Annotated in this window: 16 protein-coding genes, 1 other RNA gene and 1 pseudogene; 4 read left to right on the top strand and 14 right to left on the bottom strand. The window is 66.3% G+C overall.

Annotated elements, in window-relative coordinates; all coding sequences use genetic code 11:
- Positions 1–30 precede the first annotated feature (30 nt).
- From HLH25_RS07230 to aroA, 4 genes are all read right to left on the bottom strand, one after another.
- Entirely contained in the window at positions 31–2373 is a 2343-nt protein-coding gene (locus HLH25_RS07230; RefSeq protein WP_310889064.1) for a TonB-dependent siderophore receptor, read from the bottom strand.
- A gap of 326 nt (positions 2374–2699) precedes the next feature.
- Positions 2700–4415, bottom strand: a complete 1716-nt coding sequence (rpsA, locus tag HLH25_RS07235) for a 30S ribosomal protein S1 (RefSeq protein WP_114727445.1) — start codon at positions 4413–4415, stop codon at positions 2700–2702.
- A 236-nt stretch (positions 4416–4651) separates the two neighbouring features.
- Positions 4652–5308 carry a (d)CMP kinase gene (gene cmk, locus HLH25_RS07240; protein WP_182973413.1) on the bottom strand — a complete coding sequence of 219 codons (657 nt, stop codon included), beginning with the start codon at positions 5306–5308 and terminating at the stop codon, positions 4652–4654.
- Positions 5305–6654, bottom strand: a complete 1350-nt coding sequence (gene aroA, locus HLH25_RS07245) for a 3-phosphoshikimate 1-carboxyvinyltransferase (protein ID WP_182973414.1) — start codon at positions 6652–6654, stop codon at positions 5305–5307. The genes cmk and aroA overlap by 4 nt, the downstream gene beginning before the upstream one ends.
- Before the next feature lie 195 nt (positions 6655–6849).
- Here aroA and HLH25_RS07250 point away from each other — a divergent pair, with 195 nt between their 5' ends.
- Entirely contained in the window at positions 6850–7176 is a 327-nt protein-coding gene (locus HLH25_RS07250; RefSeq protein WP_114727442.1) for a TIGR02300 family protein, read from the top strand.
- A 30-nt stretch (positions 7177–7206) separates the two neighbouring features.
- Here HLH25_RS07250 and folB read toward each other — a convergent pair whose 3' ends face one another.
- From folB to ffs, 6 genes are all read right to left on the bottom strand, one after another.
- The gene (gene folB / locus HLH25_RS07255; RefSeq protein ID WP_182973415.1) at positions 7207–7605 is read right to left on the bottom strand and encodes a dihydroneopterin aldolase; all 399 of its coding nucleotides are present in this window, start codon (positions 7603–7605) and stop codon (positions 7207–7209) included.
- A gap of 24 nt (positions 7606–7629) precedes the next feature.
- Positions 7630–8421, bottom strand: coding sequence for an SDR family oxidoreductase (locus HLH25_RS07260; protein WP_182973416.1), 792 nt, complete (start codon positions 8419–8421; stop codon positions 7630–7632).
- Between the two features lie 171 nt (positions 8422–8592).
- Positions 8593–9189 carry a recombination mediator RecR gene (gene recR / locus HLH25_RS07265; protein WP_182973417.1) on the bottom strand — a complete coding sequence of 199 codons (597 nt, stop codon included), beginning with the start codon at positions 9187–9189 and terminating at the stop codon, positions 8593–8595.
- A 25-nt stretch (positions 9190–9214) separates the two neighbouring features.
- Positions 9215–9538: a YbaB/EbfC family nucleoid-associated protein gene (locus tag HLH25_RS07270; RefSeq protein WP_114727438.1), complete on the bottom strand. Its 324-nt coding sequence runs from the start codon at positions 9536–9538 to the stop codon at positions 9215–9217.
- A 13-nt stretch (positions 9539–9551) separates the two neighbouring features.
- Complete coding sequence (locus tag HLH25_RS07275; protein ID WP_182973418.1) at positions 9552–11585, bottom strand: DNA polymerase III subunit gamma/tau; 2034 nt, start codon at positions 11583–11585, stop codon at positions 9552–9554.
- A 68-nt stretch (positions 11586–11653) separates the two neighbouring features.
- Positions 11654–11750, bottom strand: an RNA gene (gene ffs, locus HLH25_RS07280) — signal recognition particle sRNA small type.
- A 184-nt stretch (positions 11751–11934) separates the two neighbouring features.
- Between ffs and nudC the strand changes: the two genes are divergently transcribed.
- On the top strand, positions 11935–12879 hold the full coding sequence (gene nudC / locus HLH25_RS07285; protein ID WP_182973419.1) for an NAD(+) diphosphatase: 945 nt from the start codon (positions 11935–11937) through the stop codon (positions 12877–12879).
- Positions 12880–12915: 36 nt separating this feature from the next.
- Here the strand turns inward: nudC and ggt are convergent, their stop codons facing one another.
- The 3 genes from ggt to HLH25_RS07300 form a co-directional block, all read right to left on the bottom strand.
- Positions 12916–14682: a gamma-glutamyltransferase gene (ggt, locus tag HLH25_RS07290; RefSeq protein WP_375271508.1), complete on the bottom strand. Its 1767-nt coding sequence runs from the start codon at positions 14680–14682 to the stop codon at positions 12916–12918.
- 121 nt (positions 14683–14803) lie between these two features.
- A complete protein-coding gene (gene map / locus HLH25_RS07295) occupies positions 14804–15613 on the bottom strand; it encodes a type I methionyl aminopeptidase (protein WP_182973421.1) in 810 nt (269 codons plus the stop codon).
- A 281-nt stretch (positions 15614–15894) separates the two neighbouring features.
- Positions 15895–17043 carry a D-alanyl-D-alanine carboxypeptidase family protein gene (locus HLH25_RS07300; protein ID WP_182973422.1) on the bottom strand — a complete coding sequence of 383 codons (1149 nt, stop codon included), beginning with the start codon at positions 17041–17043 and terminating at the stop codon, positions 15895–15897.
- Between the two features lie 303 nt (positions 17044–17346).
- Here HLH25_RS07300 and clpS point away from each other — a divergent pair, with 303 nt between their 5' ends.
- Positions 17347–17754, top strand: coding sequence for an ATP-dependent Clp protease adapter ClpS (gene clpS, locus HLH25_RS07305; RefSeq protein ID WP_182973436.1), 408 nt, complete (start codon positions 17347–17349; stop codon positions 17752–17754).
- A 319-nt stretch (positions 17755–18073) separates the two neighbouring features.
- Positions 18074–20407 carry an ATP-dependent Clp protease ATP-binding subunit ClpA gene (gene clpA, locus HLH25_RS07310; RefSeq protein ID WP_182973423.1) on the top strand — a complete coding sequence of 778 codons (2334 nt, stop codon included), beginning with the start codon at positions 18074–18076 and terminating at the stop codon, positions 20405–20407.
- Between the two features lie 112 nt (positions 20408–20519).
- Here the strand turns inward: clpA and HLH25_RS07315 are convergent.
- A pseudogene (locus tag HLH25_RS07315) lies at positions 20520–20702 on the bottom strand (hypothetical protein); the annotation flags it as partial.

Below are 20702 nucleotides of genomic sequence, written 5' to 3' on the forward strand. Positions count from 1 at the left end.
GCACGGCCGATCAGGCCACCGCCGTCCCCCTCAATATCGGCCGCGGATCGTGAAATTGAACGTCCGAGGCTCGCCGAAAATCTGGCCGTCATAGAATCCGGCCTGCCGCACATAGGTCTTGTCGGTCAGGTTCGTGATGTTTCCGGCAATATCCAGCCAGTTGGTCAACCGATAGCGCGCCATCAGATTGATGAGCGTATAGCCGTTGACCTTGATGTTGGAACTGTCATAGCGCCCCCCACCCAGCGGCCGGCCCGGATTGGTCGTCCAGTCGGTATGGGTCTGGCTCGAAATCCCGCCCCCCACGGTCAGGCGATGCAGCGCGCCGGGAAAGGTGTAGCTGGTCGTCAGCCGCACCAGATGATGCGGGTCCTGCTGATAGCTCAGCCCCTTGGTCTGAAGGTAGCTGTAGCCGAAGAAGACGCTCCAGCCCGGCAGCACCTCACCCGACGCATCGAAATCGATGCCTTCCGATTTTACGCCGCTCATGGCGGTATAGATCGCATTGCCGGTGGTCTCGTTCACAGCCCCGGTCGCCTGCGCGACATTGCTCTGCCGGTTGAGGTAGAACGCCAGCGACGTATTCAACCGCCGGCCGAAGAACGCCCCTTTCAGGCCGGTCTCGTAACTCTTGCCCATCACCGGGTCCAGCGGACGGTTGTCCGCGTCGCGCAGGTTCGATTGTGGCGTAAAGACATTGGTATAGCTGCCATAGACAGACATGGTCTTCGTAAAATCATAGACCATGCCGGCATAAGGCGTCAGCACCGCGTTCTGTCGCGCGCCGCCCGCCATCTTGGTGTAGCGGTTGGCCACGTTATAAAGGTCGCTATAGGCTTCGTATGTGCTGATACGCCCGCCAAGGATCAGCGACAGCCCCTTCGCAAGGATGAACCGGCCGGAGACATAGGCCCCGTAATTCCGGCTCACATCGACCTCCCGCGCGCGGGTGCGATGCGTCGAGAAACCGGGATAAGAACCATCCCACGTCCGCCAGTTGGCGATCGGCAGCCCCGCCGCGCGATACTGGCAGCCCGACCACGGCGCGACACCGGCGATGCTACAATTCCCCAGCGCCTTGCTGAAGGTATATTGCGTCAGTTCATCGTTATAGCCGTTGAAACCGAACATCAGTTGATGCTCGCGGCCAAGGACATGCAGCGGGCCGGAAATATGCACGTCGGCATTGTCGCGGGCGTCGGCATAATCGGCGTGCAGCGCGTTCAGATACCCACCGGTCCCGTCCTGCTTCCAGAACCCGGCGAACCCGCCGACATTGCGCGCCGCATTGTTGATCTTCGCCACGCCGAGATCGCTCAGCGATCCGCCCTGCGTGCGCATGTAGCCGACCATCAGATGCCAGCCTGCGGAAAAATCATGATCGTAGTTGATGAAGGCCGTATACATGTCGCGGGTGGCCTGACTCCAGTCCGCCACCGGATTGGTCTTGCGCGGCAGATGGGCCGGCGTGCCGTCGGCAAACCAGATCGGCACGTTCGTCCCCCACGATGCGCCGTCATTGCGCGTCCGCTCGTACTGGAAGCCGAAATTCAGCACGTCGCGCGACGACAGATCGGCGGCGAAACTGGCCAGCGCGCCGATGCGGTTGACATGCTCGCGCTCGCGGAACGTGTCGGTATCGTCCCAACTGAAGACATAGCGGCTGCGGATGGAGCCCGACCTGTTCAGCGGCGTGTTCACATCGGCCATCACGCGGCGCTCGTTCCAGTTTCCCAGACGCAGCAACCCGTTCACCCCGAAGGTCCGCCCCGCCCGCTTGCGTTGCAGATAGATCGTCGCCGACGGGTCGCCCGTGCCGCCCAGCAGACCGTTGGCCCCCCGCACGATCTGCACGTTCTCGTACAGGTCCATGTTCATCGACGAACCGAGACCGGCAAAGCTCGTGCTCCCGTCGATCTGCATGCCGTCGATCTTGTAGTTGGTGATGTCGAAGCCACGCGCGCGATACGTCGTACGCCCCGCATTGTCGTTGGCATAGGACGTCACGCCCGGCGTCATGGTCAGCACGTCGTCCAGCGTGTTGATCTGCTGGTCGTCCATCAACTGGCGCGTCAGCACCGTCACGGTCTGCGGCGTCTCGCGCAGGCTCAGCGCCAGCCCGGTGGAGGCACTCGCCTCCGACACCGTATAGCTCCCCCGCTTCGCCCGGCGGGAGCGCACTTCGATATGTTCCCCGGTCACCGCCGGCTTGGGCGGCAAAGTGCCCGCAGCCGCATGCTTGGCGGCCGCCTTCCTGCCCTCGGCTCCCTTGTCGCCGCTCTCCCGGCCATCGGTCACATCCGCCGGAGCCGCACTCCCCCGACTCGCATTCCCCTTGCCTGCCGCATCCCCGGCCGCCTTTTGCCGCTGCACACCCTTCGGGTCCTGGTCGCTCCTGTCGGGCGCTGCGGCGGCGCATGACGGTACAATCCAGAACAACGACGATAATATCGACGAAAACAGAAATGCGGAACGGATCGTCCGCCGGGCCGAGATCTTCACCACCACCTCATTCGAGTTTGATAATCATTCTCAATAGGTGAGATCTGCACCGATTCGGTTACATTTCACAATAGACAGCAACACGACAAAATATTGCAGCACCCCATCGACCTCCCCTTCCAGGCGCCGGACAAAGAAAAAGGGCGGTGCCGTTTCCGGCACCGCCCCTTTCGTAGTCGATCCGTGAGACGGAGCGATCAGGCGTCGGCGTTACGACGACGGATCGCGGCACTCAGGATGTCACCCAGCGAGGCGCCGCTGTCGGACGAGCCGTACTCGTTGATCGCCTGCTTGTCTTCCTCGACCTCGCGGCCGCGGATGGTCAGGGCCAGCTTGCGGGCGGCACGATCGACCGACACGATCTTCGCATCGACCTTCTCGCCGACGGCGAAACGCTCCGGACGCTGCTCGGCCTTGTCGCGCGCCAGTTCGGCGCGGCGAATGAAGCCGGTCAGAACGTCGTCGACCTTCACCTCGATGCCGTTCGACTGCACGGCGGTCACGATGCAGGTGACGATCGCGCCCTTCTGCACCTTGCCCAGCGCATCGGCGGCGGGGTCTTCATGCAGCTGCTTGATGCCGAGCGAGATGCGCTCCTTCTCGACGTCCACATCCAGCACCTTCGCCTGGACGACCTGACCCTTCTCGTAGTGGGTCATGGCGACTTCGCCGGTCTCGTCCCACGACAGGTCGGACATGTGGACCATGCCGTCGATGTCCGCGGACAGGCCGATGAACAGGCCGAACTCGGTGATGTTGCGGATCTCGCCCTCGACCGTGGAGCCGATCTTGTGCTCCTCGGCGAACTGCTCCCACGGGTTGCGCTGCACCTGCTTCAGACCCAGCGAGATGCGACGCTTGCCGCTGTCCACGTCCAGGACCATGACGTCGACTTCCTGCGAGGTCGCGACGATCTTGCCCGGATGGACGTTCTTCTTCGTCCAGGACATTTCGGAAACGTGCACCAGACCTTCGACGCCCGGCTCCAGCTCGACGAACGCGCCGTAGTCGGTGATGTTGGTGACGCGACCGGAATAGCGGGCACCCGGCGGATACTTGATCGCCACGTTCTCCCACGGATCGGCCTCAAGCTGCTTCATGCCCAGCGAGATGCGCTGCGTATCCGGGTTGAAGCGGATGACCTGCACGCGCACCGGCTGGCCGATCTGCAACGCCTCGGACGGGTGGTTGATGCGCTTCCAGGCGATGTCGGTGACATGCAGCAGGCCGTCCACGCCGCCCAGGTCGACGAACGCACCGTAATCGGTGATGTTCTTGACCACGCCGTCGAGGATCATGCCTTCCTTCAGGCCCTGGATCAGCTCGCTGCGCTGCTCGGCGCGCGTCTCTTCCAGCACCGCGCGGCGCGAAACGACGATGTTGCCACGCGCCCGGTCCATCTTCAGGATCTGGAACGGCTGCGGCACGCCCATCAGCGGGGTGACATCGCGCACGGGGCGGATATCGACCTGGCTGCCCGGCAGGAAGGCCATGGCGCCGCCGAGATCGACCGTGAAGCCGCCCTTGACGCGGCCATAGATCGTGCCGTTGACGCGCTGGTTGTTCTCGAACGCCTTTTCCAGGTTCGTCCAGGCTTCCTCGCGACGCGCCTTCTCGCGCGACAGGACGATCGAGCCATCGCGGTCTTCGTAGCGCTCGACGAACAGTTCGATGACGTCACCCGGCTTCACATCGGGCGACACGCCCGGCGGGCCGAATTCCTTGAGCGCCACGCGCCCTTCGCTCTTGAGGCCGACATCGACGATGGCGAATTCGTCGGTCAGGCGCACGACGCGGCCGGTAACGACCGAACCGTCGAACGCGGTGTCGCGGCCGAGGGTCTCGTCCAGCAGGGTCGCGAAATCTTCACCGCCGAAATGGTCGGTGGCAGACTGTAAGGTGGCTGAAGCCATGGGGTACCTGTAAATCCCGTCTCCGGCACGACAGGCGGGCCGGATGTCTTGCGCACCGCCGGTCACCGGCGGAACGACTTGCCCGGCTTGGTCCACGACCCTTGTCGCGACACGCCTGACGGCCGATGCTTGCACGCACTCCCAGGGCGGGACCGCGCGTGGGAAGCACAGACACCCTCGCACCCCGGCCTGTCAACACAAACCGGCACAGATCGGCCCCGCAAGGCCGAATCCGCCTACACGGTGCCGAGAGCGCCCGCCCGCACCCGCACCAATCGCAGCGCCTCGGCCAGGACCTGTTCCGCCGTCATCTGGTCGGTGTCGATCACCACGGCATCGGCGGCGGCCTTCAGCGGCGCCACGGCGCGGCCGGCATCGGCGGCGTCACGCGCCACCAGTTCCGCCTCCACCCGCGCGATCTGGGCCTCGCGGTCCGGCGCGTCGGGGTCTCGCGCCAGTTGCTCCCACCGTCGGCGCGCCCGCGCGGCGGGCGACGCGGTAATGAACAGCTTGACCTGAGCATCGGGGAAAATGACGGTGCCGATATCCCGTCCGTCCAGCACGCCGCCAGCAGCACGGGCGAAATCGCGCTGCACATCCACCAGGATCGCCCGCACCGCCTGCTGGGCGGCGACGAGGCTGGCCGCGCGATCGACCTCCGGCACCCGCAGGTCGCCGCGCTTCAGGTCCTCCGGCGTGACCCGCCGCGCCTGCTCGTCGGCCGGCTGGGCCGCCGGGTCCAGCCCCGCATCCAGCATCCGCCGCCCGACCGCGCGATAGAGCAATCCGGTATCCAGATAGGGCAGGCCCAGCGCATCGGCCAGCCGCCGGGCCAACGTGCCCTTGCCGGCCGCCGCCGGGCCGTCGACGGCGATGACCAGCGCGCGGCTCATACCGTCAGCCCCGCGCCGATGCTGTTCATCAGGTCGATGAAGCCGGGGAAGCTGGTATCGATGAAGGCGGTATCGTCCACCTTCACCGGTTCGGCCGCGACCAGCCCCAGCACGGTGGCGCTCATGGCCAGGCGATGATCCATCCGCGTCTCGACCAGCCCGCCGCCGGGCACCGCGCCGCCGGTGCCGGTCACCAGCATGTCGTCCCCCACCACGTCCACGGTGACGCCGTTGCGCTGCAACAGCGCCACGGTCGCCGACAGGCGGTCGCTTTCCTTCACGCGCAGTTCCTCCAGCCCCCGGAAGCGCGACGGGCCGGACGCATGGGCGGCGACCACGGCCAGAATCGGATATTCGTCGATCATCGACGGCGCGCGCTCGGCGGGCACGTCCACGCCATGCAGCGGCCCCGCCACCGCCGTCAGGTCGCCCACGGGCTCGCCGCCCTCCACCCGCTCGTTGGACAGGCGCAGGTCGGCGCCCATCTCGCGCAGGGTGGTGAACAGGCCGGTGCGCAGCGGGTTCAGCCCCACCCCCCGCACCGTCACCGACGATCCCGGCACCAGCAGCGCCGCCGCCAGCACGAACGCCGCCGATGACGGATCGCCCGGCACCGCCACATCGCGCGCCACCAGATCGGGCCGGCCGGTGAGGGTAATGACACGCCCGCCCGCCCCCAGCGGCGCGACCGAAACCTCGGCGCCGAAATGGCGCAGCATGTTTTCCGTATGGTCGCGCGTCGCCACCGGTTCCTCGACGCGCGTGGTGCCGGCGGCATTCAGCCCGGCCAGCAGCACGGCGGATTTCACCTGGGCCGAGGCCACCGGCAACCGGTAGGAGAGCGGCGCCGGGTCGGCCACGCCCTCGATCGCCAGCGGCAGCCGCCCGCCCGAGCGCGACGTGAAGCGTGCGCCCGTGGCCGAGAGCGGATCGGTCACGCGCTTCATCGGCCGGCCGCGCAGGCTGCCGTCCCCGGTCATGACCGAGAAAATGCCGTGGCTGGCCAGGATGCCCGACAGCAGCCGCGCCGCCGTGCCGGAATTGCCCATGTCCAGCACGTCGTCCGGCTCCTGCAACGCGCCCAGGCCCCGGCCGGTCACCTGCCAGGCGCCCGGCGCCGTACGGGTGACGGTGGCGCCCAGCGCCCGCATGGCGGCGGCGGTGCGCAGTACGTCCTCACCCTCCAGCAGGCCGGTGATCCCGGTTTCGCCGCGCGCCAGCGCCGCGAACATCAGGGCGCGGTGACTGATCGACTTGTCGCCCGGCACCGCGACGGCCCCGGCAAGAGGGGTCGTCGCCGCAAGGACAGTCAGCGGGCGAGAAGCGGGGGCGGTGATGCTTTCCATGGAACCAATCCCTTCCGGATTGTTCGCAACGAAGTCAATTACCGCCATGCATGACGGCACCAAAAAACGCGAAAATGTCATGGATGCAACGATCGCGGTTTGACATACGGCGCACAAGCTGGCATGGGGCTCCGCCCTAAGCAGCCTTCGCCGCGGCTTTCGTCCAACCCATTCCAGGATCGACAGGTTTCAAGCATGGCCCAGCCCAATCTCGGCACCAAGCGCGTCTGTGTCTCCTGCGGCGCCCGTTTCTACGATCTGGGCAAGAGCCCGGCCGTCTGCCCCAAATGCGGCACCGAGCAGCCGGCGGATGTGCCCCGCCTGCGCCGCGCGCCCGTGGATGCCGTCCCCGAGAGCCCGAAAAAGGCCCAGGATGGTGACATCGATACCGCCGTCGATCTGGATACCGACGACGAGGCCGATGACGACGTGATGGAAGACACCTCGGATCTCGACGACGATGACGACGAGATCAGCGCCGACATCGACGTCAGCACCGACTCCGACGAACACGACAACTGATGAGATGCCCCCGCCTCCGGCGGGGGTTTTTCATTCGGTGCGCCAGCGCTCGATCTCGACGCCCACGGCGTCGAGATCGTGGAAGATGTCGGGCTTTTCCACCCGTACCCGCACCACCTGCACCCGCTCGTCGGCCAGCACGCCGATGGCTATGCGCTCGGCCAGCGTCTCGACCAGCCGCACATGGCCCTCGGCGATGATCCGCCGCACCATCAGCACGATCCGTTCATACGATACGGTACGGCTCAGATCGTCGCGCCCGACCGTCAGCCCCGGCTCGTCCGGCACGCCGAACGAGATATTGATGCGGACGCGCTGGGTCACGCCCTGCTCGTGAGGATAGACCCCGATATTGGCCTGAAGCACCATATCCTTCAGGAACACGCGACGCAGCGGCGGCTGGACCGGCCATGCGGCGAAAATCGACATTGAACGGCCTCTTGGTTCTTCTGGTTACTCTTCCGGCATCTGGCCGGGCTGGGGTGTCGGGGACCATTGCAGATGCTGCCCGCCATCCAGCGCCAGCATCTGCCCGGTGACCGACGGCAGGCACAGCAACGACAACGCGGCCCGTGCGACTTCGTCCGGGCACGTCCCACGCCCCATCGGCACCGATGCGCATTGCCGCGCGAACTGCTCCCTGCTCTGGCGCGGACTCGGCAGTGCCGGGCCCGGCCCGATGGCATTGACCCGGATGCGCCTGGGCGCCAGCGCCAGCGCCAGAGTGCGTGTCAGCGTCCACAGGGCGGATTTCGACACCGTATAGCTGACGAAATGCGGCGTCAGCGACCAGACGCGCTCGTCGAGCATGTTCAGCACCATGCCCTCGGCCCCTTCCGGCACCTGCCAGGCGAAAGCCTGCGTCAGCACGAAGGGCGCGCGCAGATTGGGCTCCAGATGCGCATCCCAACTGGCACGGGTCGCATCGTTCCATTCGTCGCGGTCGAAGGTGCTGGCATTGTTCACCAGCACACCGACCGGCCCCAGTTCCGCCCGCACCCGGTCGATCAGCGGCGTCACCTCTGCCTCGCAGGCGAGATCGGCGCGCAGCATGCAGCCGCGCTGCCCTCGCGCCGCGATGTCCTCCACCGTCCGCCGGGCATCGTCCTCCCCCGAGCGGTAATGGATGGCCACGGCAAAGCCCGCATCCGCCAGCGCCAGCGCGATCGCCCGCCCCAGCCGCACGGCTCCACCCGTCACAAACGCCACCCGGGGAATCGCTTCGGATATCGGCCACATCGTCATTCCCCTCTCCCCATAATCTCCAACAATCTGTTCGGAAACGGGGGCCGGTGAGCGAGAGCGGCCCATAGGGCCGCGCCCGTCGTGTGTCCGCGAGCACCGGAGCGGAACGGCCTTATGGGCCGTGAGCGCCGGAACACAGCGGGCGCGCGTCGGATCGCCACCAGCGCGCGTTCACGAATAGATTTTTCGCGCGGTGAGGGCGGCGGCGAGCGTTCCATCATCCAGCACGTCCAGCGCGCCGCCCATCGGCACGCCCTGCCCGACGCGGCTGACCGGCACGTCGAAGCCCGCCAGCCGATCCTGCAACCAATGCGTGGTCGCGGCCCCCTCGACGGTAGCCCCCAGCGCCAGGATCACCTCGCGCACCCCGCCTTCTTCCAGCCGCGCCAGCAATGGTGCGAGGTTCAGATCGTCGGGGCCGGTGCCAGACAGCGCCGACAGCGTGCCGCCCAACACCTGATAGACGCCCCGATGGACACCGGCACGCTCCAATGCCCAGAGGTCGCCCACTGTTTCGACGACGCAGACCAGTCCCCGGTCGCGCGCCGGATCGGCACAGATGCCGCAGGGATCATGCGTATCCAGATTGCCGCAGGTGGAACAGGTGCGCACGGTGCGCGCCGCCTGTTCCATCGCCTGGGCCAGCGGGAGCATGCGCGTCTGCGGCTGGCGCAGCAGCGCCAGCGCCGCCCGCCGGGCCGAACGCGGCCCCAATCCCGGCAGGCGCGCCAGCAGCGCGATCAGCCGTTCGATGTCCGCTCCACCCATGCGGCCGCCCGACCCGCGCCGACTCTTAGAACGGCAGCTTCAGGCCCGCCGGCAGGTTCATGCCGCCAGTGACCTTCTTCATTTCCTCGGAGGCGCGCTCGTCCAGCAGCTTGCGCGCGTCGGCGCAGGCGGCAATGACCAGATCCTGCAACATTTCCATCTCGTTCGGATCGGCCAGCTTGGGGTCGATCCTGATGGCCTTCATGTCGCCTTTGCCGTTCAGCGTCACCTGCACCATACCGGCTCCGGCGCTGCCTTCGATCGTCATGCCTTCCAGCTTGGACTGCATTTCTTCCATGCGGGCCTGCATCTGGGTGGCCTGCTTCATCAACCCGGCAAGATTCTTCATCGATCGTCTCTCCTTACCTCTCGTCGCCCGCGTCCAGATCGTCCTCGTCCACCAGTTCGGCATCGAGCGGGGCGAATTCCAGATCCGGCGCCAGCGTGACGGATGCCGCCTCTTCGGGCGGCAGGCCGTAATCGTCAAGCGAATGATCCGTCACCGCCCCAAGGACGGCATCGGGAAAGCGCGCGAAAATCGCGCGGACCAGCGGGTGGCTCTCGGCCGACGCCCGATGGAACTGGATGATCTCGGCACCCTGTTCCGCCAGCGTCGCCTGCCCTTCCTCGGTCGAGGAACGAACCTCCCATTCCTGCCCGGTTTCGCGGCGCAGCAGGGTTTCCAGCCGGCGCGCCAGCCCCGGCAGCCCGGCGCGCTGCACCCGGATATCGATGCGCGGCGGCGCAAAGGCCACCAGATGGGTGGAATGGCGCAGGTGGCCATGCAGCATGGCATCGCGCCCGGAGACGAACGCCACGACCTCGCGCCATGTCGTCAGCGCAGGCGGGGTATCGTCTTCCGGCGCCGGCGCATCCTCAGCCTCCGGTGCCATCTCCACGACCGATTCGCCTGCCGGCTCCCCGGCCGGATCGGCAATCCGCACGCCGCCATTGGCCACCATGCGCAATCCGCCATGGGCCACCACCTGCCCGCCGCCCGGTCGCCCGGACGCAATCGTGCCGGATTGCGCCGATCCGCCCGTCATGGGGCCTGGCCCGCCATCGGATACCCCGGTCCGCACCGCCGGACCGGCGGGGACAGACGCCCCGCCTTCGGTCAGACGCCGCACCAGGTCGCCCGGCGGCGGCAGATCGGCCACGTAGCACAGCCGGATCAGCACCATCTCGGCCGCCTGCCGCCGGTCGGCCGCCATCTCGACCTCAGAGAGGCCCTTCAGCAGCATCTGCCACGTCCGCCCCAGCACCGGCACCGACAGCCGGTCGGCCAGCGCACCGCCCCGTTCGCGCTCGGCCTCCGGCAGATCGGCGGCCCGACGCAATGCCGGCACGGCCTTGAGGCGCGAGACGGTGTGGATCAATTCCAGCAGGTCGCCCAGCATGACGCCCAGATCGGCACCGCGGGCATGGGCTTCGTCGGTAATCGTCAGCGCCTGGTCCGGCTGGCCGGACAGCACGGCCTCCAGCAGGTCGAACACCCGGCCGCGATCGGCCAGCCCCAGCATGTCCGCCACCCGTTCGGCACCGATCGGCCCACCACCGGCCTCGGCTCCACCCTGGGCAATCGCCTGATCGAGCAGCGAGAGCCCGTCGCGTACCGACCCGTCGGCGGCACGGGCGATCAGCGCCAGCGCGTCGGGCGTGCATTCCGCGCCCTCGGCCTGGGCAATGCGGCCGAAATGGGCCGCCAGTTCGGCCTGCGGTACGCGACGCAGGTCGAATCGCTGGCAGCGCGACAGCACCGTGACCGGCACCTTGCGCAGTTCGGTCGTGGCGAAAATGAACGTGACCTGGGCCGGCGGCTCCTCCAGCGTCTTGAGCAACGCATTGAATGCGTTGCGCGAGAGCATGTGAACCTCGTCGATGATGAAGACCTTCATCCGCCCCTGCATCGGGCGGAAGCGCGTGGCCTCGATGATCTCGCGCACATCGTCCACGCCGGTGCGCGAGGCCGCGTCCATTTCCAGCACGTCAGGATGACGGTCGGCCAGAATCGCCACGCAATTGGCGCACACGCCGCACGGATCGGCGGTGGGACCACCCTTGCCGTCCGGCCCGATGCAGTTGAGCGCCCGGGCGATGATGCGCGCGGTGGTCGTCTTGCCCACGCCGCGCACGCCCGTCAGCATGAAGGCATGGGCGACCCGCCCCAGCGCAAAGGCATTGCGCAGGATTCGGACGGTGGATTCCTGGCCGATCAGGTCATCGAGCGTGGTCGGGCGATATTTGCGCGCCAGCACACGGTAAGGCCCCTGCGCGGGAGCGGTTACCGGGGGGGCGGCGGGGGCCGGAGCCTCTCCGAACAGGCCCATGCCCGAATCGGGCGGAAGCGGCAGATCCGGGTCCCCGGAAAATTCCTGGTCCGAAGACACGGTCATCACGATTTCCGGAGGGAATACAGCGCCGCATCCGGGGCAGCGGCGTCTTCAAGAACATCAATCCCGAGGTGGGAGACCGGACAGACGACCCGGGCGAAACTCACTGCGGCTGCTTCCTTCCGGACCTGACCGGGTTGGCAAGGCGCCCGTCCGTTGCCGGTCTCCCACGGCCTTCTTAGCACGCAAACCGGTGTCGGATACAAGGGGGCGAATGGGGCGCCGGGCCGGCTTCGCCACGACGCAGATGGACCTCCCCCATCAGAATTCCATTAAACTATTGATTTTATTATTATCCATTTCGCGTCCACACTCCCCCGGACAAAGAGACGGACACACAGGAACGCCGACCATGCCCCCTGCCTCACCCGATCCCGGCCGGACCGGCGATATTTTCTACGCCGGCAGCCCGATTGATCGTGCGGCGCAGGACCGCACGGAGCCCGACCGAATCGCCCGTTACCTGACCGACGGCGACACGCTTCTCGTCCCCTGCTGGCGCGGCCTGCACCTGATCGTGCAGGAGCGCGACGATACGGCCCGCATCGAACTCCCGAGATTGCGCACGCTCCGCCCACCCCCCGGATGGCGCGACCCGGCGCACTGGACGTTCCTGGGCTATCTGGAGGCGCGCCCGCTCTTCGCCCTCGATCTCGACCGCCTGGAGCAGCCGCACGCGCTCTTTCCCGAAGCACGGGGCACGTTCCGCGAACTGCGCCCCCTCGCCGGACTGCTGCCGCCCGGCGATGCGGCGATTCTGGCGCAGGCGCGCGGCATGGTGCACTGGCGCACGCGCAGCCGATTCTGCGGCGTCTGCGGCGCGCCGAATCAGCCCGACCAGGCCGGGCATCGCCTGGTCTGCACCGCCGACCCGACGCATCTGCATTTTCCACGCACCGACCCGGTCGTGATCATGCTGGTCCGGCGCGGCGCGCGCGTGCTGCTGGCGCGCGGCACGCGCTTCGGCCCCGAGAGCCGCATGTTTTCCGCTCTCGCCGGCTTCGTCGAGCCCGGCGAAACACCCGAGGAAGCCGTGGCGCGCGAGGTATGGGAGGAAGTCGGCATCCGCGTGGACGCCATCCGCTACCATTCCGCCCAGCCCTGGCCCTTCCCCAGCGCCCTGATGCTGGGCTTCACCGCCTTTACCGAAGACGAAACCCTGCGCCTGGACCCACAGGAAATCGCCGAGGCACGGTGGCTGAGCCGGGATGACGTGCGCAATCCGGCGGGCTTTACCCTCCCGGCGCCGACAACGATTGCCCGCCGGATGATCGAGGACTGGCTGAACGAAGCATAAGCCTCGTTCCTTTGTCTCACGAACAGGGAACGGGGATTACTCCCCGACAGCCGCCCCACCGGGATGCCGCCGGTCGAAGCCGCCGAAATACCGTGCCGTCCCGACATGCCGCACGCCCAGACGCGGCGCCCCGACCAGAATACCTTCGGCCACGCCCCACGGCGCATGCGGGGCCAGCTTGTAGCCTTCCTGCTCCAACGTCGCGGCGACGGCATCGGTCAGCGCCCCCTGCTCGACCTCGACCGGCTCCGGCTGCCATTGCTCATGGATACGCGGCAGGTCCACCGCCTGCTGGATATCCAGCCCGTAATCCACCACGCCCAGGATCGTGGCCAGCACGATGGTCGGAATGCGCGATCCGCCAGGGCTCCCGATCACCATCACCGGCTTGCCGTTGCGCGACAGGATCGTGGGCGACATCGAGGAAAGCGGTGTCTTGCCCGGCGCGATCGCGTTGGCGGCGCTGCCGACAATGCCGAACATGTTGGGCACGCCGGGGCGGGACGAGAAATCGTCCATCTCGTCATTGAGGAAGATGCCGGTATGGCCGCCGATCACCTTCGCACCGAACCAGCCGTTCAGCGTATAGGTGACCGAAATCGCCATGCCCTTGTCATCAATGACCGAGAACTGGGTCGTTTCGTGTTTTTCGGGCTCGATCTGGCCGGGCTTCAGCGAGGCCGAGGGCACAGCGCGGTCGGTGGGAATCGCCGCGCGCACCTGCCGCGCATAGCGCACATCGACCAGATGCGTGACCGGATTCTGCACGAAGGCCGGATCGCCCAGATCCTGCCGGTCGGCATAGGCACGCCGCATCGCCTCCACTTCGCGCTGCACCGCGGGCGCGGTGTACAGGCCGAGCTTGTGCATGTCATAGCCCGAGAGAATGTTCAGCATCTCGCACAGCGCGACGCCGCCGCCGCTCGGCGGGGGCGCGGTATCGACCTGATAGCCGCGATAGGAGCAGGTCAGCGTCGGCAGCACGCGGGGCGCATAACGACGGAAATCGTCGGACTGGAGAATCCCGCCTCCGACCTTGCTGGCCTGGACGATCGCATCGGCGATGGGGCCGCGATAGAACGCGGCCGCCCCGCTCCGCGCGATCAGCGACAGGCTGTCGGCCAGATCGGCCTGCACCAGACGGTCGCCGACCTGCAACGGCGTGCCGTCCGGCCGCAGGAAGATCCGCCGCGCTTCGGGATCGCGGGCGAAATCGGCGGTCGACGTGTTGAGCAACTGCACGTCGCCTTCGGCGAGCACGAAGCCATCCCGTGCCAGGGCAATCGCGGGCGCCATCACCTGCTGGCGCGTCAGATGCCCCCAGCGGTTCAGGATCATGTCCATACCCGCCACCGTTCCCGGCACCGCGACGGCCTTCCAGCCCGTGATCGACAGATTGGGCACCACGCTGCCCTTGGCATCCTGATACATGGTCGGGGTCGCCGCCAGCGGCGCGTGCTCGCGGAAATCGATGAAGACGGCATGCCCATCGGGAGTCCGCAGCGTCATGAAGCCGCCACCGCCGATATTGCCCGCGGCCGGATAAACCACCGCCAGCGCATAGGCCACCGCCACGGCCGCATCCGCCGCGTTGCCGCCCTGCGCCAGAATATGCGCCCCGACCTCGGAGGCCAGATGCTGGGCCGACACGACCATGCCATGCGCCCCCTCCGCCGGAGCCAGCGGCGGCAACGCGCCCTGCGCCTGGCCGAAGGTCAGAACATCCCCCTGAACCGGGGCCGCCACCGCCGATACTGCCCCAAGCGGCGTCGCCAGCCCCGCCAGCATCGACCCCGCCAGCATGAGGGCGGCACAGCGAACACGAAGCGGGGAAAAGCGCATTACGAACCTTTCAATGACAAGGGAATTTTCGTCAGGGGCAACCGGCCGGCGCGCGGCAACGCGCCCCAGACCGAGACTATATTCAGGCCGAGACTGTATAAGGCGGGTGATTCAGGCCGGCGGGCGAAAGCGTGAACACCTCGCACCCATCTTCGGTCACGCCCAGCATGTGTTCGAACTGGGCCGAAAGCGAGCGGTCGCGGGTCACCGCTGTCCAGCCGTCATCAAGCACCTTCACGTCCGGCCGGCCGCCATTGAGCATCGGTTCGATGGTGAAGAACATGCCCGGACGCAGCACCAGCCCCTGGCCGGGGCGGCCGTAATGCAGCACGTTCGGCGCGGCATGGAACGTCCGGCCGATGCCGTGGCCGCAGAAATCGCGCACTACCGAAAAACGCCGCGATTCGGCGAATTCCTGGATCGCGTGGCCGATATCGCCCAGCGTATTGCCCGGACGGACCTGGGCGATGCCCAGCATCAGCGCCTCATATGTCGCCTCGATCAGCTTCTCCGCTTTCCGCGGGATCGCGCCGACCGTGTACATGCGGCTGGTGTCGCCGAACCAGCCGTCGAGGATCACGGTCACGTCGATGTTCAGGATATCGCCATCCTGCAACTGCCGATCACCGGGAATACCGTGGCACACCACATGATTGAGCGAGATGCAGCTCGATTTCGGATAACCGCGATAACCGAGCGTCGCCGGCGTGGCGTCATTGGCGACCATGAACTCATGAATCACCTGGTCCAGTTCCCCGGTCGTCACGCCCGCGCGAACATGCGGCACGATCATGTCCAGCGTACGCGCGGCCAATTGTCCTGCCGCACGCATGCCGGCAAAATCCTCTTGCGTATGCAGGATCACGCGCCGCGCGTCCGTATCACCGTCCATAACGATGCCCCTCGCTTGTTCATCCGCCGCAGAACGGCACCCTCAACGCCAAAGGCCGAACCGACAATGCGCGGACAGCCTCTCAGGGGATAAATGCGCGGGACGGCGCCGCAAGGCAAGGGCGACGCATCCGCCCACCCCCGTCCGAGAACCCGACCGCAGATATCGACTGAACGGGCACAGCCCGCATCCGCCCGCTGTTTTCACACCACGGAGGAGCACACAGCCGGGCAGGAAACACGCGCGAAGTTACCCCTCCACGCGCCTGTCCGATCAGGCCGTCAACCGTGGGTGCGCCCGCGCTTGTGGGCGGCGGCGTGACGACTGCCGGTATGGCCCGCCGCGACCATATGCACGGGCGCATGAGCATGGCCATGGCGGGACAGGACATGATGCCGGGGCGTGCTCGGCAGTTCCGCCACCTGCTCCGGCCCGGCACTGCCGCGCGTCGCGGCGGCCAGCATGACCGCCGCCCGGCGGCGGTTGCCGCGCGCCAGCACCAGCGGCCGGCGCACATCGGCCACGCCTTCCTGACGGAAGCCGTCATCGAGAATGCCGGCCATCAGGGCGCTGCGCTGCGGATTGGTCCGCGCCCCCAGCACCACACCGATCAGCCGGACATTCTCGCGAACCGCCGAAGTGACCAGATTGCGCCCGGCCAACGCCGTATAGCCCGTCTTCAGCCCGTCCGCGCCCGGATAGATCCGCAGCATCGGATCATGGTTGGGCACCTGCCGACCGTGGAAATAGAAGGCCGGCACCGCGAAATAATGATAATATTCCGGGAATTCGGTGATGATATGCCGGGTCAGCACCGCGAGGTCGCGCGCCGAGGTCATCTGTTCCTCGTTCGGCAGGCCCGAGGCGTTGCGGAACGTGGTGTTGGCCATGCCCAGCGCCCGCGCCTGACGGGTCATGAGATCGGCGAACCGGGCCTCGTCTCCCCCGCCCAGCAATTCGCCGAGCGCGCAGGCGGCATCATTCGCCGATTTGGTCACCAGACCCAGAACCGCCTGCTCCACCGTCAGGTAGCTGCCGGGCACCAGCCCCAGCTTCGACGGCTCCATGGAGGCGGAATGGGCCGAGACCGGCACCGCCTGATCGAGCGTGATCTGTCCCGCCCGCATGGCCTTGAAAGCCATGTAGAGCGTCATCAGCTTGGTAAGGCTGGCGGGAAAACGCTGAAGGTCGGGATTGCTCTGCGAGAGCACCGCGCCCGTACGGGCGTCCATGACGATGGAACTGATCTGGCCGACATACTGGGCATGGGCGCGGGGCGTCGCGATGACGGTCGTCGCCAGGTACCCGGCCGCCAGACCCACGGTCAACCGCAAGGTGCGCCCACGACCGGCCTGCCGGCACCCGCCGTCAGAAACCAGGGACACCACAGCGCGACACAGGAGGGCGAGCCATCCCCGTTTCTCGTCCATCCATGCTCCGTCGGCCACCGCCTGTCCCCTCAGTCACAGGATCCGCGTCATTTGGTAACTCTATGGCCATTTTTCTGAACCCGTCCAGAGAAAACCGCGATAAGGGGAAGAAAATACAGTCTTTTCAGCGTCACCTCTCCCCGGCCGCGGGTGGAGCCGGGTAGCCATGCGCCGCTTTCGGTGGCTTCGATCACCGAAAGCGAGCCCAGCCATGCTTAAAATTCCCTTGTTTCGCTCTTTCAACCCACGATGCCGATCCAATATGGTATGACCATGACAGCAGCATTTTTCCCTGTCCGTCCCATGATCGGCCCGCGCGTTACAGGCGCGTCGGGCTCGGTGTGGGCGCATGGCGGCAACAACCCGACCCGACGCGATGGCAACGGACAGGATTCCGACCCGGACAACCCCGATTCCCCGACGATCGGCGTCGTCGTCAGGACCCGCCCGCAGACGCGCAAGCCCGCGATGTACAAGGTCCTGATGCTCAACGACGACTACACGCCGATGGAATTCGTCGTTCATGTCCTTGAACGATTCTTCCAGAAATCGCGCGAGGAAGCGACGGACATCATGCTGCATGTCCACAAGCGCGGCGTCGGCGTCTGCGGCGTCTTCACCTACGAAGTCGCCGAGACGAAAGTGACGCAGGTCATGGACCTGGCGCGGCAGAACCAGCACCCGCTGCAATGCACGATCGAGAAAGACTAGGCCCGCGCCTGACGACGGGGGTGCCGCAAAACCGGACGACCCGTCCAAGGTATTGTTTTTAAATATTACTCAACAGAACTCAGCCCATTCCGGCAGAGCCGGAAGCCTCGGGGCAGGCGCTTCCCTCCCCGATGTCGGACACCCCGCGCAGGCGCGTGCGACGCGCGTGATTCCTGGTGCCTTGCCCTGCCCGCGCGGCATCGTCGGAACTTTATCGTTCTTTCCACTGGCTTTCCGTCCAAAACACACCAAATATGATCCTGTTCGACCGACCCGCCCCGGCGGGTTCGTGTCCGGCCCAGGAAAAGGAGCGTCACGGATGTTGTCACGCAATCTCGAACAGACGCTTCACCGTGCCCTGACCCTAGCGGGGGATCGGCGTCACGAATATGCGACCCTGGAACATCTGTTGCTGGCCCTCGTCGACGACAGCGACGCGGTGACGGTCTTCCGCGCCTGCGGCGTCGATCTCGACAAGCTGCGCTCCGACCTCACCGAATTTCTCGACAAGGATCTGGCCGGCCTGGCGTCCGACCGCACGGTCGATCCCAAGCCCACGGCCGCGTTCCAGCGCGTGATCCAGCGCGCCGCCATTCATGTGCAGTCCACCGGCCGGGATGAAGTCACGGGCTCGAACGTGCTGGTCGCCCTGTTCGCCGAACGCGAAAGCCACGCCGTCTATTTCCTGCAATTGCAGGACATGACGCGGCTGGACGCGGTCAATTTCATCTCGCACGGCATCGCCAAGGCGCCGGACCGTTCGACGCGCCGCCCGATCACCGGCAGCGCGCAGGAGAACCCGGAAAGCGAACGCGAGGAACGCGGCAAGAGCAGCCAGAAGAACCAGGACGCGCTCAGCGCCTACTGCACCAACCTCAACCGCAAGGCCGAGGATGGGAAGGTCGACCCGCTGATCGGCCGCGATTCGGAAATCGAGCGCACGATCCAGATCCTGTGCCGCCGCACGAAGAACAACCCGCTCTATGTCGGCGATCCGGGCGTGGGCAAGACGGCCATCGCCGAAGGGCTGGCCAAGCGCATCGTCGAAGGCGACGTGCCCGAAGTGCTGCTGAAATCCACGATCTATTCGCTGGATATGGGTGCGCTGCTGGCCGGCACCCGCTATCGCGGCGATTTCGAGGAACGGCTTAAGGCGGTCGTCACCGAACTGGACAACAATCCGGGCAGCATTCTCTTCATCGACGAGATCCATACCGTAATCGGTGCCGGTGCGACCTCGGGCGGGGCCATGGATGCCTCCAACCTGCTCAAGCCCGCGCTCGCCGCCGGCACGCTGCGCTGCATCGGCTCGACCACCTACAAGGAATATCGCCAGCATTTCGAGAAGGACCGCGCGCTGGTCCGCCGCTTCCAGAAGATCGACGTGGCCGAGCCTTCGGTCGAGGACGCGGTCAAGATCCTGCGCGGCCTGAAGGTCAATTACGAGCGCCACCACAAGGTGCGCTACACCGAGGAAGCCATTCGCGGCGCGGTGGAACTGGCGGCGAAATACATCCATGACCGCAAGCTGCCGGACAAGGCGATCGACGTGATCGACGAGGTCGGGGCCTCGCGCATGCTGGTGCCCGAGAACCGGCGCCGCAAGACCGTGACCCTGAAGGATGTCGAGGACATCGTCGCCAAGATCGCCCGCATTCCGCCCAAGAGCGTCTCGTCGGACGACAAGGAGACGCTGCGGACCCTGGAGCGCGACCTGAAGGGCATGGTCTACGGTCAGGACAAGGCGATCGACGCGCTGGCGGCGGCGATCAAGCTGTCGCGCGCCGGCCTGCGTGACCCGGAGAAGCCGATCGGCAATTACCTGTTCTCCGGCCCGACGGGCGTGGGCAAGACCGAGGTGGCGAAGCAGCTTGCCCAGACGCTGGGGATCGAACTCGTCCGCTTCGACATGTCCGAATATATGGAACGCCATTCGATCTCGCGCCTGATCGGTGCGCCGCCGGGCTATGTCGGCTTCGATCAGGGCGGCCTGCTGACCGACGCGATCGACCAGCATCCGCACGCCGTGCTGCTGCTGGACGAAATCGAGAAGGCGCATCCGGACCTGTATAACGTCCTGCTCCAGGTCATGGACCATGGTCGCCTGACCGACCATAACGGCAAGACCGTCGATTTCCGCAATGTCGTCCTGATCATGACGACCAATGCGGGGGCCGCCGATCTGAACAAGGAAGCCATCGGGTTCGGCCGCGATTCGCGCGAGGGCGAGGATGAAGAAGCGATCAAGCGCATCTTCACCCCCGAATTCCGCAACCGTCTGGACGCGATCATTCCCTTTGCCAACCTCACCCCCGAGATCGTGGGCCGGGTGGTCGAGAAGTTCGTCTTCCAGCTCGAAGCCCAGCTTGCCGATCGCAACGTCACGATCGAAATCTCGTCGGCGGCCAAGGAGTGGCTGGCCGAACGCGGTTACGACCGGCTCTACGGTGCCCGCCCGCTGGGCCGGGTGATCCAGGAGAACATCAAGAAGCCGCTGGCCGAGGAATTGCTGTTCGGCCGGCTGGTCAAGGGCGGCGCGGTCAAGATCACACTGAAGGACGGCGCGTTGGATTTCGAATATATCGAAGCCAAGAGCGAAACGGCCACCGAGGGCGACGAGGGCAGCGAGCGGGAATCCGAAACCGCGAACTGATCTCCCTCCGGCCGGGAACCATAAAAAGGGCCGCGCGGCGCGTGCCGTGCGGCCTTTTTTTATCAACCGGACGTTTCATTCCAACGACTGGTTTCCAAAGGCTCTGTTGTCGTTAGGTGTTGAGGCAGGCTGGCTGGGTGCAAGCGATAAGGATAGAAGGGGGAGCGAGGGCGTTTTGGAGCGTCTCGATCATGCGGCGCCATCCGAGATAGGTTGCGAGATATTTTGTAGCGACGCCTCTGAAGCGGCGCATCCAGTCCTTGAGCCTACTGTCATAGGCATTGACGTTCTGGAG

The sequence above is a fragment of the Gluconacetobacter dulcium genome (assembly GCF_014174165.1).
In the GTDB taxonomy this organism is placed as follows: Bacteria; Pseudomonadota; Alphaproteobacteria; order Acetobacterales; family Acetobacteraceae; genus Gluconacetobacter; species Gluconacetobacter dulcium.